The 15423-nt window shown below is 35.5% G+C and carries 12 protein-coding genes and 1 riboswitch; of the genes, 10 read left to right on the top strand and 2 right to left on the bottom strand.

Annotation, left to right across the window (positions count from 1 at the left end; all coding sequences use genetic code 11):
* The first annotated feature begins 5 nt into the window (after positions 1 to 5).
* The 4 genes from BLT04_RS05430 (at position 6) to BLT04_RS05415 (ending at position 4299) form a co-directional block, all read left to right on the top strand.
* Positions 6 to 1163 (top strand): DUF4350 domain-containing protein, encoded by a 1158-nt coding sequence (locus BLT04_RS05430; protein ID WP_089754529.1) that lies wholly within the window; start codon positions 6 to 8, stop codon positions 1161 to 1163.
* 118 nt (positions 1164 to 1281) lie between these two features.
* Positions 1282 to 2313 (top strand): AAA family ATPase, encoded by a 1032-nt coding sequence (locus BLT04_RS05425; RefSeq protein WP_089754527.1) that lies wholly within the window; start codon positions 1282 to 1284, stop codon positions 2311 to 2313.
* Between the two features lie 95 nt (positions 2314 to 2408).
* Positions 2409 to 3731 (top strand): DUF58 domain-containing protein, encoded by a 1323-nt coding sequence (locus BLT04_RS05420; protein WP_089754525.1) that lies wholly within the window; start codon positions 2409 to 2411, stop codon positions 3729 to 3731.
* A 148-nt stretch (positions 3732 to 3879) separates the two neighbouring features.
* On the top strand, positions 3880 to 4299 hold the full coding sequence (locus BLT04_RS05415; protein WP_089754523.1) for an OsmC family protein: 420 nt from the start codon (positions 3880 to 3882) through the stop codon (positions 4297 to 4299).
* A gap of 67 nt (positions 4300 to 4366) precedes the next feature.
* Here BLT04_RS05415 and BLT04_RS05410 read toward each other — a convergent pair whose 3' ends face one another.
* Positions 4367 to 6043 carry a T9SS type A sorting domain-containing protein gene (locus BLT04_RS05410; RefSeq protein WP_089754522.1) on the bottom strand — a complete coding sequence of 559 codons (1677 nt, stop codon included), beginning with the start codon at positions 6041 to 6043 and terminating at the stop codon, positions 4367 to 4369.
* Positions 6044 to 6469: 426 nt separating this feature from the next.
* Here BLT04_RS05410 and BLT04_RS05405 point away from each other — a divergent pair, with 426 nt between their 5' ends.
* Genes BLT04_RS05405 through BLT04_RS05390 form a run of 4 tightly spaced genes read left to right on the top strand, consistent with a single transcriptional unit; the run spans position 6470 to position 9837 of the window.
* Positions 6470 to 8041 (top strand): hypothetical protein, encoded by a 1572-nt coding sequence (locus BLT04_RS05405; protein ID WP_089754520.1) that lies wholly within the window; start codon positions 6470 to 6472, stop codon positions 8039 to 8041.
* A 28-nt stretch (positions 8042 to 8069) separates the two neighbouring features.
* A complete protein-coding gene (locus tag BLT04_RS05400) occupies positions 8070 to 8561 on the top strand; it encodes a hypothetical protein (RefSeq protein ID WP_139166212.1) in 492 nt (163 codons plus the stop codon).
* A 2-nt stretch (positions 8562 to 8563) separates the two neighbouring features.
* Entirely contained in the window at positions 8564 to 9058 is a 495-nt protein-coding gene (locus tag BLT04_RS05395; protein ID WP_089754516.1) for a hypothetical protein, read from the top strand.
* Between the two features lie 56 nt (positions 9059 to 9114).
* A complete protein-coding gene (locus BLT04_RS05390; RefSeq protein WP_089754514.1) occupies positions 9115 to 9837 on the top strand; it encodes a hypothetical protein in 723 nt (240 codons plus the stop codon).
* A 99-nt stretch (positions 9838 to 9936) separates the two neighbouring features.
* On the opposite strand, the gene BLT04_RS05385 is transcribed toward BLT04_RS05390, so the two are convergent.
* On the bottom strand, positions 9937 to 12552 hold the full coding sequence (locus tag BLT04_RS05385; RefSeq protein WP_089754512.1) for an MGH1-like glycoside hydrolase domain-containing protein: 2616 nt from the start codon (positions 12550 to 12552) through the stop codon (positions 9937 to 9939).
* A gap of 187 nt (positions 12553 to 12739) precedes the next feature.
* Positions 12740 to 12850: riboswitch (SAM riboswitch) on the top strand.
* A gap of 60 nt (positions 12851 to 12910) precedes the next feature.
* Here BLT04_RS05385 and BLT04_RS05380 point away from each other — a divergent pair.
* Positions 12911 to 13849 (top strand): alpha/beta fold hydrolase, encoded by a 939-nt coding sequence (locus BLT04_RS05380; protein WP_089754509.1) that lies wholly within the window; start codon positions 12911 to 12913, stop codon positions 13847 to 13849.
* A 2-nt stretch (positions 13850 to 13851) separates the two neighbouring features.
* Positions 13852 to 15396, top strand: coding sequence for an ACT domain-containing protein (locus BLT04_RS05375; RefSeq protein WP_089754507.1), 1545 nt, complete (start codon positions 13852 to 13854; stop codon positions 15394 to 15396).
* Positions 15397 to 15423: the final 27 nt, after the last annotated feature.

The raw sequence follows: 15423 nt of genomic DNA, 5'->3' as shown, positions 1-15423 counted from the left end.
ATAAAATGAATAAAACTTTCAAAATATATGCTATCCTTTTCATCATTGTTATGGTGATCCTGGCATTGCTTGAAGTTAATAAAAAAGAAATCACAGACTGGCGGAAGAATTTTGACATAAACGAAAAATCACCCTTCGGATTATATATCTTTAATCAGGAAATAAAAGATCTTTTTAAAAATAACCTGAAAAAAACAAGCGAATCTCCTTTCGATTATTACAATAAAAATAAAAAGTCCCCGCATAATATTTTAGTTGTTGAAAACGATATCGATGTTCCTTCCTGGAAGAAAATTTTAGATGAAGTTTCCCATGGTTCTGATGCAATGCTGATCGTGAGCAATATGCCGAAAGATATTTCAGACAGTATCGGTTTTTATGATTCTGAGATTTCTTTTGATGAGCAAAATGTGTTGAAATTAACGGATAAAAAATACCAGAATGATTTTATTGAATTAGATAAATTCCCGTCTGGAAGAGGCTTTTCTTACATTAAACCAAATGTTGAGGTTCTCGGAAAAACGGTTGAAAAAGAAAATGACGATCAGGCAAATTTCATAAAAGTAAAATTTGGAAAAGGAAATATTTACGTTCATAGCGAGCCGCTTTTTCTCACTAATTATTATCTTCTTAAACCCGGAAATGTAAAATATGCCGCAGATGTATTTTCCTATCTTGATGATAAAGAAACAGTTTGGTTTGTAGAAAGCTCCACCAAAGAATCTCAGTTTTTTATGAGGTTTATCCTTTCAAAACCAGCTCTGAAATACGCCTGGTGGGTACTTTTAGGAGGCCTGCTTTTATTTATTTTTTTTAATGCCAAAAGAAAGCAGCGTATTGTTCCGATTGTTGAGCCGTTGAGAAATACTTCCGTAGATTTTGTGAAAAGTATCGGAAATCTGTATTTGCAGGAAGGCGATTTTCATGATATGATGGTGAAAAAGGCACAGTATTTCTTAAATAAAGTAAGGCTTGATCTTTTGATTGATACTCAGAATTTAGATGAGGAATTTGCAAAAAAGCTTCAGCTAAAAACAGGAAAAACCATGGAAATGATTGATGAAGCAATAAATTTTATTAAAAAAGCCCAGGATCCGTACGCCCACGTGCTGAAAGAAGATCTTGCAAAAATGAATAAGCTTTTAGACGAGATTTTAAAATAATAAAAAAGAGTCCCGAAGGGACGATTTAAAGGAGAATCGGATGAAATCCGATTAATAACGCGATTTGAATAACATTAAAAATAATTGGTTGTAGAGCCAAATAAAAAAAATAAAATTTATGGAAAACCTTGAAAATCAAAATGTAGAAAATCAAAGTTCTATAAATATTGATAAAAAAGAAGGCGAATTTCAATCCAGAATTGATATGATCGAGCTTCGTGCAAGTTTAGAAAAAGTAAAATTTGAGATCGGGAAAGTAATTGTCGGTCAGGAAAGTATGATCGAGCATCTTTTGGTTGCGCTTCTGTCAAACGGCCACGTTTTGATCGAGGGCGTTCCGGGAGTTGCAAAAACGATCACTGCAAAATTATTGGCAAAAACGATCGATGTAGATTTCAGCAGAATCCAGTTTACGCCGGATCTGATGCCTTCTGATATTTTGGGGACATCAATTTTCAGCATGAAAAATTCTGAATTTGAATTTAAAAAAGGCCCGATTTTTTCTAATTTTATCTTAATTGACGAGATCAACCGGTCACCTGCAAAAACTCAGGCCGCTTTATTCGAGGTAATGGAAGAAAGACAGATCACAATGGACGGAACGCGCTATGTAATGGAAGAGCCGTTCCTTGTAATTGCCACTCAGAACCCGATCGAGCATGAAGGAACATACAGGCTTCCGGAAGCGCAGTTAGACCGTTTCTTATTCAAAATTAATGTCGGTTATCCGAATCTTGAGCAGGAAATTTCTATCATCAAAAATCAGCACGAAAGCAAAAACGAAGATAAAACAGAAGTTGTACATCGCGTAATTACGGCTCAGCAACTGAAAAATTATCAGCATTTGGTTAAAGAAATCATTGTTGAAAGTCAGTTGATGGAATATATCGCGAAAATCATCATTAATACAAGAGAAAATCAGTTCCTGTATCTTGGCGCATCTCCAAGAGCGAGTTTAGCGTTATTGACGGCTTCAAAAGCTTTTGCAGCATTAAGAGGAAGAGATTTCGTCACTCCTGAAGACATCAAAGAGGCAAGTTATGCCGTTTTAAGACACCGTGTAATCGTTTCGCCGGAAAGAGAAATGGAAGGCTTAACCGCCGACGAGATTATCAGACAAATTTTAGAAGGAATAGAGATTCCGAGGTAGATCATAGAAATTAAGGCTTAAGATTAGAAAAATTACACTGTTTAATTTGCAGTCTATCCCTAAATTTTAAAACCTAATTCCTAGCCCTTTACAACATGAAGAATTTATACATCAATACACGCTTTTTTTTCGCGCTCACCGGAGTGGGAATGCTTTATGTTTTGGCATTTTTCTTTCCTTTTTTTATGATTGTTGCACATATTTTACTATTGCTTTGCTTTTTGATGGCGGTGGTGGATTATCTTCTTATTTTTAACCAAAAAGAAGGGATTTTAGCACAAAGAATTTTGCCCGAAAAATTATCCAACGGCGATGAAAATTCAGTGAAAATTGATGTTAAAAATAATTATGGCTTTACAATCAATGCGAGGATTATTGATGAAATTCCGTTTCAGTTTCAGAAAAGGGATTTTATGATTAAAAAGCAGATTGAATCAGGAAAGAATACTTATTTTCAATACACTTTAGAACCAAAAGAAAGAGGAGAATATCATTTTGGAAGTTTAAATATTTACGCATCATCACCGGTAGGTTTTATTTCAAAGAGATTCAAGTTTCAGAAAGATGCGAATCTACCGTCTTATCCGTCTTTTATTCATTTGAGAAAGTATGAATTGATGGCGCTTCAAAGCGAATTTTTATTAGGCGGAATCAAGAAAATCAGAAAACTGGGCCACACCATGGAATTTGAGCAGATCAAAGAATATGTTCCGGGTGATGATATCAGAACGATCAACTGGAAAGCGACTTCCAAGACCAATCGATTGATGGTAAACCAGTTCCAGGATGAAAAAGCACAACGTATTTTTATGCTGATTGATAAAGGGCGAACGATGAAAATGCCTTTTAATGGATTAAGCCTGCTGGATTATTCCATCAATGCAACAATGGCACTCTCTCATATTATCCTCAAAAAAGGTGACCGCGCCGGGATGATGACCTTCTCAAAAAAAACAGAGAATAAGATCGCCGCAGAAAACAAATCCGGGCAGCTTAAAAAGATTTCAGAAGCTCTTTATAATATTAATACCAACTTTTTTGAAAGTGATTTTAACCGTTTGTATCAGGATGTTAAATATTCAATCAATCAGAGAAGCCTGATCTTGCTTTTTACTAATTTTGAAACCCTTGACGGACTTAACCGGCAGTTAAAATATCTCCGCGGAATTGCCAAAAACCATTTATTGGTCGTGGTTTTCTTTAAAAATGCAGAACTTCAGACCTTAATTCATAAAAACCCTGAAAGCATGCAGGAAATTTATGATGAAATTATCGCTGAAAAATTTGAGTTTGAAAAGAAATTAATCATCCAGGAACTTCGGAAATATGGGATTTACACGGTTTATACGCTTCCCGAGAATTTGAATATCGATGTTATCAATAAATATTTAGAGATAAAAGCGCGGGGAATTTTATAATTTTGTAAGATAAAATTGATTTAGACGCTTCGACTCCGCTTAGCGTGACATTTCTAATACTATCTGTTTAAAGCACAATATTTAACCGGTGTCACGCTAAGCGGAGTCAAAGCGTTTCAAAATATTTAAAATTAATTAAGACTTAAAAATGAAAATAACACTTAATAGAATAAACGACGATTTTTTATTTGAAGCTACCAATTCTCAAGGGAATTCAATTCTTTTAGATAACACAACGCAGCCCGGCGCAAAAGGAGTTTCCCCGATGGAAAGTGTTTTGATGGCAGTTGCAGGATGTAGCGGAATAGACGTTGTTTCTATTTTAAAAAAGCAAAGACAGGAAATTACCGGTTTCAAAGCTGAAGTAGAAGGTGAAAGAATACCTGTAGCGGATGCAAAACCTTTTAAGTCAATGAAGGTTACATTCTTTTTAGAAGGAAATATTGACCCTAAAAAAGCGCTGAAAGCGGCAGAATTGTCTTTCGAAAAATACTGCTCCGTTTCAAAAACTTTAGAACCTAATGTTGAAATTGGTTATGAAGTCTATGTGAATGGTGAAAAAGCTTAATCTCAAAATAAATTAAATAAAAAAAACCGGATGATGAATCCGGTTTTTTGTTTATTGAAGGTTTACATTATTTCTTAATAATTTTTGTGCTTTTAACTGATCCATCTTTCATTGTTAATGTTAAGATGTATAATCCTGTTTTCAGATCACCTAAATGTAATGTTGCTGAAGGATTATCAATTGTTTTTATTGTAATTCCTGAAAGATCGGTTACAGAAAGACGCTTCACCTTTTCGATATTCTGGATATTTACCACATCAACAAAAGGATTTGGATATGCCAGAATTTCCTTTTTACCGGCAGCCACTTCATTAACAGCCAGACCAACAGGCTCAAGCGTTAACGTTACTTTCCAGGTATTGTTATCTACTTTGTTGTAATCAGCATTACAGTCAGATCCGCCATACATTCTCCAGGCTCTAAGCTCGAAAATAACGTCGCCCGTTAATCCGTTTGCAATAGGAATATTTGTTCTTTCGTAAGAATATGTACCTGATGTTGATCCCGAACCGGAAGTTACCTGAGCCTCTGCCATTGAATTATTTGATGAAACCAGTATGCTTCTCTGCTCAGACATCCAGCCGTTTGATTCTGTAGACATGGTGTAAGAAACGCTGGTTGATTTAATTTTATATCCTGCAGGAACCGTCATGGTCATAGCTCCGGGACAATTCGTCACATCTGTCGGAGTAGGGAAGCTTGAGCTAAACATCGTGTTGATATCACCCGCAGTATATGTGCTGGAAATCTGTCCGGTTGTAAAAGGTTTCATTTTCCACAATCCCACTGTGCCGCCGCAATTTGATCTTACCCAGAAATAATAGGTTTGTCCTGTTGCCAGGCTGTTTAATGTTACAGAAGTTCCTGTTGCTACGTTTCCTGACGGCGTAGTTGTCGCAGTTGGAGGAGTAGATGATGAGCTGTAGTAATAATCGTATCCTGATGAAGGGATAACAGTAGGCGCTGCCCAGCTTAATGTGGCGCCTGCCATGGCAGAAGTATATGTGATGTTTGTAGGCGCCGGGCAAGAAGTATAGGCATCAGCTGAAAACGCAAAGATATTTGGAATTCCGCCGGCTCCTGATTTGGTTACCGTAACGCTTTGTATCGGTTTTGACTGATTGGCAACATCCATCGTTAATGGAATCTGGTACAATCTCGGGTCCGTTCCGTATCCTGATTCCAGATTATCATTCATAATGTTGATTCTCCCGATTCCCTGAATGGCATAATTCGGGCCGTAATACCAGTCGTCAATATTTATTCCTGAAAAAGTCTGTGATGTTCCGTCTGTGAAATTTGCTACAACATCTACCGTACATTGTCCGCTACCGCCTGTTGCCAGCATATATAAGCTTACTGCAGCAATAGGAGTTGTAAAAGTAATGGTACCCGCGTCATTGGGGTTTTGAAGCCTTAATGCGTTGTTGGCGCTGTAAGATGCCAGCTGATAGCTTAATCCCGGAGTGCTTCCCACAACTGAGTTGATCAGGCCGTTTGCAGGCAGTCCGTAAGTAAGCGGCGTGCTGGAAGAGGTCAATTGAAAATCAGTGGAGATAAATGCATAGCTTACTCCGTCAACATCATTGTTTGTAGATGAAGCAGACGGGCCGATGCCGTTTGCGATAACATCAGCATTAAATCCGCTTTGTACAGAAATGGGCTGATATTCTTGGGCATTAATCTGGTTAAACAACACACCAGATAATATCGAGCATGTTGTAAGTAGTAATTTTCCTTTCATAAAAAAATACTTTTTTAATTATTTGAGTGCTAATTTAGTTAATATGTTATGAATAATTCACAATAATGATTAAAATAACATTAAATTTTTACTTTAAGTTTGGAAAATAAAAGAATTTATTTTCAATATATTCTTGGCATATATAAGAAGGAAATAAAAATACCCCTCAATTGATGAGTGGTAAAGTTTGGGCTTGTTTCTTAGATTGAATATTTTCAAACTATTACCGACAGGATCACCGGTTTCAGCATTTTTTCAACTCATAAAATGTTTTCTGTTATCATTATTAAACAGATAAAGCTAATACTTGTAAAGTATTAACCTCTACGCATAATCGATTGTTTCAGATATAATTAAGTTTTAGCTTTGCGAACTTCACTTCGAGGTGAATAAGAAAATTATATTTTCTATTTTAAAACAAAATGTATGAACAAAAAATTTATTCTCAGGCTATTCCTATTGGTAGCGATCTCTATTTTTTTGTATTCCTGCCGGAATGACCTTCTTAATGAACAGCACAGTGCGGTGAATCCCAATGCTTCAAAATTCAGAATGGTAAAGCTGAAAGATATTCCCAATGTAGAAAACTTTATCTACAAAGAATCGGGAAGAAAAGACATGAAAGTTCCTTTAAGCTCTGTTTCCATTTCAGGGAAGCAAGACCTTTCGATCGGAAATATAGAAACTTCTGCGATTGTAGAAGCTAATTATGGCACTGATGTTTATTATGTTTTCAAGGTTGAAAATATAAATGATACTGATGCCGTTTACAATCTTGAAGTAAAGAAAACCAACGGACAGGTAATAAAAGCAGAGATCATTGAGTATGATCCCAAAGATGGAAGTCCTTTAGATTTTCAACATTTTACAGGGAGCGTGACTTCCTATTCTCTGGATGGGAGTGTGACTTCTACGGTAGGATTTAATGATGGTGTAGGTGATTGTCCTCCCATCCCCGGTACTCCCGGTGGAAATGGTGATTCCGGCGGGACTATAGATCCCGGTGATGTTCCCCCGCCTAACGGAGGATGGTATAATGGCGGAAACGGACCTAAAGATGAAGTACCGTGGGGTGATAATCCGACAGATTGTACAGATCTTATTTTAGATAGTCATGGGAATACTATAGGATGGTACGACCACTGCCTGAATGAAACTCACCTCAACCCAATTGCCCACAAGACATCTTCAACAGGCGAAACCGATAACCTTTCGGCAGATTGTAATGGCGATGGTTCTGGGGTGATTATTACAAATCCTACGACTTCTACAGACCCTTGCGAGAAAGCAAAAACATCAATAGCAAAAGCCAACGTAGTTTATAAAAACAGTGAAGTAAAAACCAAGATGGATGATATTTTAAGGCCGAAAGCAATCGGACCAAAAGAATGGGCTTTAGCATTAGGGCAGAATGCCAATGGTGGATACCAAGTAACGCCCGCTAAAGAAGGGGATTCGACTAATTCATATGTTCCTACCAATTTATTATCAACTCCTTATATTGGTGATGGGCATTCACATCCCGGAACTCCCGGAGTACCTTCTGCCGGAGATCTCTATGGGATGCTGGAGGAGATTATAAAACCTAATTCTACTTTTCAGGTACGTTTTGTGTATGGAATGAGCAATGGTGTACAAGAGGTTTATTCTTTAATATTAAATGATAAGGCAGCTGCAGGTGCTTTTTTAGCATTATATCCTAGAAGTGAAAATTATGATCCCGATACTCATGGCTTTTTAGAAAATAGTGTATTGTGGAATGAAATTGAAAAAATGAAAGCTATTTTTAATAATAAAAGTACAACAATAGATACTTCAGGTGAAACTTATGACTCTAGAGCTGTTGGCTTAGCGCACATTTTTGAACAATTAAACGCTGGTATGAGTATTGCAAAAGTTGATGGAAATGGTAATTTAAAAAAAATTAATGCTTCAATAGAACCGATAACAGTAAATGGATTAAAGGATGAAAGAGCAAAAATTTCTAAATGTCCATAATCAAGCCCAATATCTAAATAATTATATTATGAAAACATTATTAAAAATCTTATTTATATCAAATTTATTCTTTATATACGATTGTAAAGCACAAACAACAAGTGATTATATCACTTTTTATAATGGTGTAGTTCCTCAATTAAACTCTATAGTTCCAAATAAAACCCAATTTTATGGGCAAAACTTTTCAAATTTTTATAATGAGTTATTAACTAAACACATCGATATCGTTATGTTAAATTATGACACTAAGACAGATCCCGGAGCGAAATACTACATTTTGAGATTATTTTTTGCTAATACTAATATGTGGAGTATTTCAACCGATAATACATATCAATTTCCAAGTATTGCTATTACATTTGAAAATGAAATTCCATCACAAATAAAAAATATGGTAGAAGAATCTGGTTCAAAATGGAATTCTACTCTTGCCCAATTTTTTGCTAATATGAAAATTGAAAAAATAAAGTTCATAGGTGTCAATGGATATAATAGTCCAGATAGAAGTCTTAAGTAGATATGAAATCAATATTCATCAAAGCTTTACTTATAATAAATCTATTTTTTATTTATAATTGCAAAGCGCAGACAGCGAACGATTATATAACTTTTTATAATGGTGTGGTACCAAAATTAAAATCAATAATACCAAATAAAACCCAGTTTTACGGTCAGAATTTTTCAAGCTTCTATAATGAATTACAGAACAAAAATGTAAATATTGTAATGATAAGTTATGATAGCAAAATATTTAATGATCCTCATTATTATACTCTTTATTTATATTTTTGTGATAGAAACATGCTTAATGTTGCATCAGATAATTCATTTCAGTATCCATGGCTAGAAATCGCTTTTGAAAATGAAATACCAAGCCAGATAAAGGATATGGTATTACAATATCATGGTCAGTGGAATACTACTTTTGCCCAATTTTTTTCCAATATGAAAATTGAAAAAATAAAATTCATTGGTGTTAGAGGATATGACAGTCCAGATTATTCTGCAAAATAAATAAAAAATTAAACCGCAGATCTAATCTGCGGTTTAATCTATAAAAAACATGAGCTATGAAAAAAATGTTAATACTTTTATTGTTTCCCATTTGTTTTTACGGGTTTAGTCAAGAAATAAAAATTCCGGATAATTTTGTTGAAGCTTCTATTCCAAAATTATATTCGGGAGATTGGGATTCTTTGAATCATTCAAAGGATATTTATTTAGGAAAACAAAATAAAGAAGAACTAATAATTGAAAAAAAAGGAAAAGGCGAGAGGTCTGAATTAGAAATCGAAGGAGGAAAACTAATTGGTATAGACGAAGGAGAATGGGGAGGAGCACTATATTTTAGAACAAAAAATTTGCAGGAAAAACTTATAGTAATTCAGCCTGGAAATACAGTAGATATTTTAAAATTTAAAAACAAAATTTATTTCATACAAGGACTATCGCATATGGGAATATCTGATGGTGCCTTATATGAACTAAAAAGGATAAAAAATAAATTTACTTGCATAAAAGTAACTGATTTTGATGACGCACCAGCTGCAATAACAAGCTTTCAGAACAAAATTTTAATTATCTCTCACAAAAATTTTTATGAGATAAATACAGAGGAAAGTAATAAAGTAACAAAAATTTTTGAGAATCAATTTTGGGAAAGTCTTTATCCTAATTCAATTGTAGCATTTGATGAAAGAAATATTTTTGTAGGTATGCGAAGTGGAATTCTAAAAGTGAATATTATTGATAAGACAATCAATTTTTATCGGAAAAATATAAAAAACGAATAGCTTATTTCCGTAAATATTTCATGAAATCAATATTTTAAAACAGTAATTATAGAATTGATTATTAATAAAGAATCTCCGAAAACTTCGGAGATTCTTACATTATATCGTTAATCTGGGTTTCATGAGCTTAGCAACAGTTGCTGTCCAGCCTGTTTGATGAGAGGCACCGACTCCGCGGCCATTGTCGCCATGAAAATATTCATAAAATGTGATGTAATCTTTGAAATATTCATCATAATTAAATTTCGCATTTCCGCCGTTAAAAGCTCTTTCGCCATTTTCATCTTTTAAAAAAATAGAGCACAGCCTTGCGCTGATATTTTGAGCAACCTCATCAAGATTCCGCTTGTTACCACTTCCTGTAGGCAATTCAACCTTTAAGCTGTTTCCGTAATAAAAATGGAAACGCTGGAGGCTTTCAACAATCAAAAAGTTGATCGGGAACCAAATCGGGCCCCGCCAGTTGCTGTTTCCGCCAAACATTCGGCTGTCACTTTCCGCGGGAGTATAATACACTACATTTTCGGTGCCATGAACGGAAAAAATAAACGGGTTTTCCTCATACACCTTAGACATTGCCCTAATGCCGTAGTCGCTCAAAAATTCCTTCTCATCAAGCATTCTTGACAAAACTTTTGACAGTCTGTTTTTACGGAGAATACTCATTAAATGCTTTCTGCCATGGCCTTCTTCGTCCCAGTGAGAGACCAGTTTGGTGAGTTCAGGCTTGTTATTTAAAACCCATTCCATTCTCGCAGTGAAATTCGGCATCTTTTCCAGTAAATGATGATCAATAATCTCTACCGCAAACATAGGAATGAGCCCGACAATACTTCTCAGTCGAAGAGAAGCGCTCTCGCCGTTTCCAAGCTGAAGGACGTCATAGAAAAAACCGTCTTCTTCGTTCCAAAGGCCTTTTGTTCCTTCTCCCAAATTTTCCATGGCTTCGGCAATATAAAGATAATGTTCAAAAAATTTGATCGCCATATCTTCATAAACCTGGTAATACTGAGCCAGCTCCATCGCAATTCGCATCATATTCAAAGCGTACATTGCCATCCAGCTTGTCCCATCGGCCTGCTCAAGATGCTGCCCGTCTTTAAGGCTCATATTGCGGTCAAAAGCTCCGATATTATCGAGCCCGAGGAAACCTCCTCCAAAAATATTTTTACCGTTTTTATCCTTTCTGTTCACCCACCAAGTGAAATTCAGAAGCAGTTTCTGGAAAACTTTTTCAAGGAATAAAAGATCGGGTTTTCCGTTCTGCTTTTCATCAATTTTAAAAACCCGGAAGCAGGACCACGCATGTACAGGCGGGTTTACATCGCTGAGGTTCCATTCATAAGCCGGAAGCTGCCCGTTGGGATGCATATACCATTCTTTGGTCAGTAAAAGAAGCTGCCCTTTTGCAAATTCGGCATCAATAATGGAAAACGGAACGCAGTGAAAGGCCAGATCCCAGGTTGCATACCAAGGATATTCCCATTTATCAGGCATGGAAATTATGTCTTTGTTGTGCATATGATTCCATTCCGTATTTCTGACATAATTGTTGAAATCTCTCGGAGCAACAAAATTAGGGTCTCCTTTGAGCCATTTTCCGACATTATAATGATAAAACTGCTTGTTCCAGAGCAATCCTGCAAACGCTTGCCTTTGCACGTTTTTTTCATCATCATTGGTTACGTCATTTTGAATTTCGCTATAAAATTCATTCGCTTCATCAATTCTTGTAGTAAAAATTTCATCAAACTGATAAAAAGGTTCGTCCAATTCATTGGGAGACAACCGGAAATCAAATGTTTTGGATTGGCCGGCCGCAATTGTTTCATCAATTAAAAAAGATGCTTTGGTTCCTCTTTTTTCAGGATTTATGGTATTACTTCCGTAAATAATATAATCATTGATACCGTCTTTAAAATAGGTATTTCCGGAATACACGGCTCCATGTAGCTTTGGGGTATTGGTTTCATTATCACAGAAAACGCTTTCGGCATTATTGTTTCTTGAGTAAAACTTTTTAATAGGAATACTGTCATGATTAATATCAATACAGCCATTATCTGAAGCATTGGTCTGGCCTTTATAGGTATTGTACCCCCATTTCCAGTTATTTCTGAACCAAACGGTCGGAGCCACCACAATAGGGGCATCGATCTGGCTTCTGTTGCAAACCGTAACCCTTACTAAAATATCATTTTGATCGGCTTTGGCATATTCAATAAAAATATCAAAATATTCATCATTATCAAAAATCCCTGTATCGAAAAGCTCATATTCGAGCTCTTTTTTGCTGCGCCTCCCATTCTCTCTAAGGAGATCGTCGTACGGAAATTCGTTGATAGGATATTTATACACCATCTTCATATAGCTGTGAGTAGGGGTGTTGTCTAAGTAATAAAAAATCTCTTTAATATCTTCACCATGATTTCCCTGAGGATTGCTCAACCCGAAAAAGCGCTCCTTTACCATCTTATCCTTCTTGTTCCAGAATGACAAAGCGAAACAGAAAAGCTGCTTCACATCAGAAATTCCGGCAATACCTTCTTCTCCCCATCGATAGGCATAGCTTTCGGCATTATTATGATTGGCAAAATCCCACGCATTCCCGTTTGGGCTGTAATCTTCACGTACATTTCCCCATTGTCTGTTACTTACGTAAGGCCCCCAGTTTTTCCAGTTATTATCTTGTAATCTTTGTTTTTCGGCACTCATATCTCATCATTTTTCATTACGAAGGTAGTTTTTTTGAAAAAAAAATCCAATTCTTTTAATCTGAATAATTCTTAACAGATCCCGGAAAGCCTTTTTATTGCAGGCTTTTTTATATTAAATTAATTTTTTATAAATATTTAAAAGAAATGTTTTATCTTTGCGGCATTCGTTCATTCAAATATTGAAAATGTTATCAAGAAAGGTTGAGGGACAGACCCTGTGAAACCTTAGCAACCCTTTGCGCAAGCGAAGAAGGTGCTACGTTCTACCAAATAAATTTATTTTGGACAGATAACTTACTGAAGTTCTTTTCAGCCATTTCTCATGGCATTTTCAATTGTATTTAAAATAAATAGAATTGAAAACAGAACTAAATTATATTAATCTTTCGTATCGTACAAATTCCCAAAAGGAATACAATATCCCGTTGAGCTATCAGCTTTTCGGGAAAGACCTGTTTTCGGCACCGATAATTTTAGTTAATCATGCCTTGACCGGAAATTCAGATGTTTCAGGACAAAAAGGCTGGTGGAAGCAGCTGATCGGTGAAAATCAGGTGATCGATACAAATAAATATACTGTTTTGTGCTTCAATATTCCCGGAAACGGCTATGATGGTTTTTTTATTGATGAATACGAAGATTTTACGACTGCAGATATTGCCAATATCTTTTTACAAGGTCTTGAAATTTTAAATATTAAAAGTTTATACGCCATTATCGGAGGTTCTTTAGGTGGCGGAATCGGCTGGGAAATGCTGGTAAAAAAGCCTGGTATTGCCGAAATTTTCATTCCTATTGCCTGCGATTTCAAAACCCATGACTGGCTGCATGCACAATGCCTGGTTCAGAAATTTTTATTAAATCAAAATGATGAACCGCTACAAAAAGCCAGAATTCATGCGATGTTGTGCTACAGAACGCCTCAATCTTTAAACAATAGATTTCAAAACAAATACAATCAGGAAAAACAGATTTTAGAATCAGAAGACTGGCTTTTTTATCACGGAAATGCTTTAAACGAAAGATTTAGTTTAAAGTCTTACAAGCTGATGAATCATCTGCTGATGAATATTAATGCCAACGAAGATCAATTGGAGAAAATTCAGGCGCGAATGCACATGATCTCCGTTGATACAGACTTATTTTTCCCGGCTTCTGAAATCCGAATGTGTTTTGAAAAGCTTACAAAAAAAAAGAAAAATGTTTTCTGTCACGAGATCCAATCAATTCACGGGCACGACGCCTTTTTAATGGAATACGAACAATTAAATAACATCATTAAAAATATTTTGTAGAAATGAGTAAGATTAATGCTAACGAAATAAAATTTTTAAAAAACAGATCAATCATCAAATTTGAAGGAGAAGATTTCTTAGGTGAAATCGGTATTGACGGACGAATTTTTAAAGCGCTGACTTTAGCGCGAATCAGTGTTGGAGTAATTTCTCAACAGGCAATCGAAAACGGATTATCAATTTTAGTCCATGAAAATGATTCCGAAAAAGCCGTAAATTGTCTGATTGACGAATTTGAAGCAGAAAGAAAATCAGGGAAAGTTTCTCAGATTTACAGCATAAATAATGTTTCTGTAATAGGCTTTGTTGCGGAAGATTTCAACAAAGTCCTGGCAGAACTGGCCAGAAATAACGTTTTTCCTTTACTTTTAAATCAAATTGCAAGTGAAAAACGGGTAAATATTGTTGTAACTTCTTCCCAGGATGAAAAAGCAAAAAATATCATCGAATCCGAAATTTCTAAAAAACCAAAAACAGTTCATTTAGCAATCATCGGTCACGGAAATGTTGGAAAGACTTTGATAGAGCAGGTTTTACAGTCATCGGAAGAAATCAGAAGGCGTAAAAAAATTGATCTTAAAGTGGTGGCGGTTGCCAATTCAAGAAAAATAGCCTTCAATAAAAAAGGCTTTGACAGCAATTGGAACGATGAGGTTTTGGTGGCCGAAAATTCATCAAACATCAATGCATTAATTAATTTTTCAAAAGAAAATCAACTGGAAAACCTCATCGTTGTCGATAATACGGCGAGCAAGGACTTTGTTCATAATTATCATGCTTTAGCAGAAAATGGATTTGATTTGGTTTCTTCCAATAAGATTTTTAACACACTTCCGATCGAAGAATACCGTAAACTAAGATATACGTTGAACAAAAATAACAGACGGTATTTATATGAAACCAATGTTGGCGCAGGTTTGCCATTAATTGATACTATAAAGCTGTTACATCTTTCAGGAGAAAATATTACAAGAATTAAAGGAGTTTTCTCCGGAACACTGAGCTATGTTTTTAATAATTTTTCTTTAAGAGACGATAAATTTTCCACCATCATCAATGAAGCATTGGAAAAAGGATATACAGAACCGGACCCGAGAGAGGATTTGTCAGGAAATGATGTGGCAAGAAAATTATTGATTTTAGCGAGAGAATTAGATTTAATTAATGAATTCGATGATATCAACATTCAAAATTTAGTTCCTGAAAATTTATTATCTATTTCAAAACCGGAATTTCTGTCAAGACTGGAAGAATTGGATGAAGAATATCAAAAAATTAAAGAAAACCAAGAGCCAGGACATGTGTTGAGATATGTTGGTGATTTACATGGAGACTTACAAAAAGAAAAAGGTGAGTTGGATGTAAAATTAATTTCAGTTCCTGCAACTTCCGCATTAGGACAGTTAAAAGGGTCTGATTCAATTTTTGAAATCTATACGGAAAGTTATGGCGAGCATCCCATCGTCATCATGGGAGCCGGAGCCGGAGCGAAAGTAACGGCTAGAGGGGTTTTCGGAGATATTTTAAGACTAAGTGAAACTAAATAAAACAGCCATTTGAACCCGAAGGGTTCA

The organism is Chryseobacterium soldanellicola (assembly GCF_900100115.1).
Lineage (GTDB): Bacteria > Bacteroidota > Bacteroidia > Flavobacteriales > Weeksellaceae > Chryseobacterium > Chryseobacterium soldanellicola.
The sequence above is the reverse complement of the archived record's forward strand: the minus strand, read 5'-3'. Positions and strand labels throughout refer to the sequence as shown.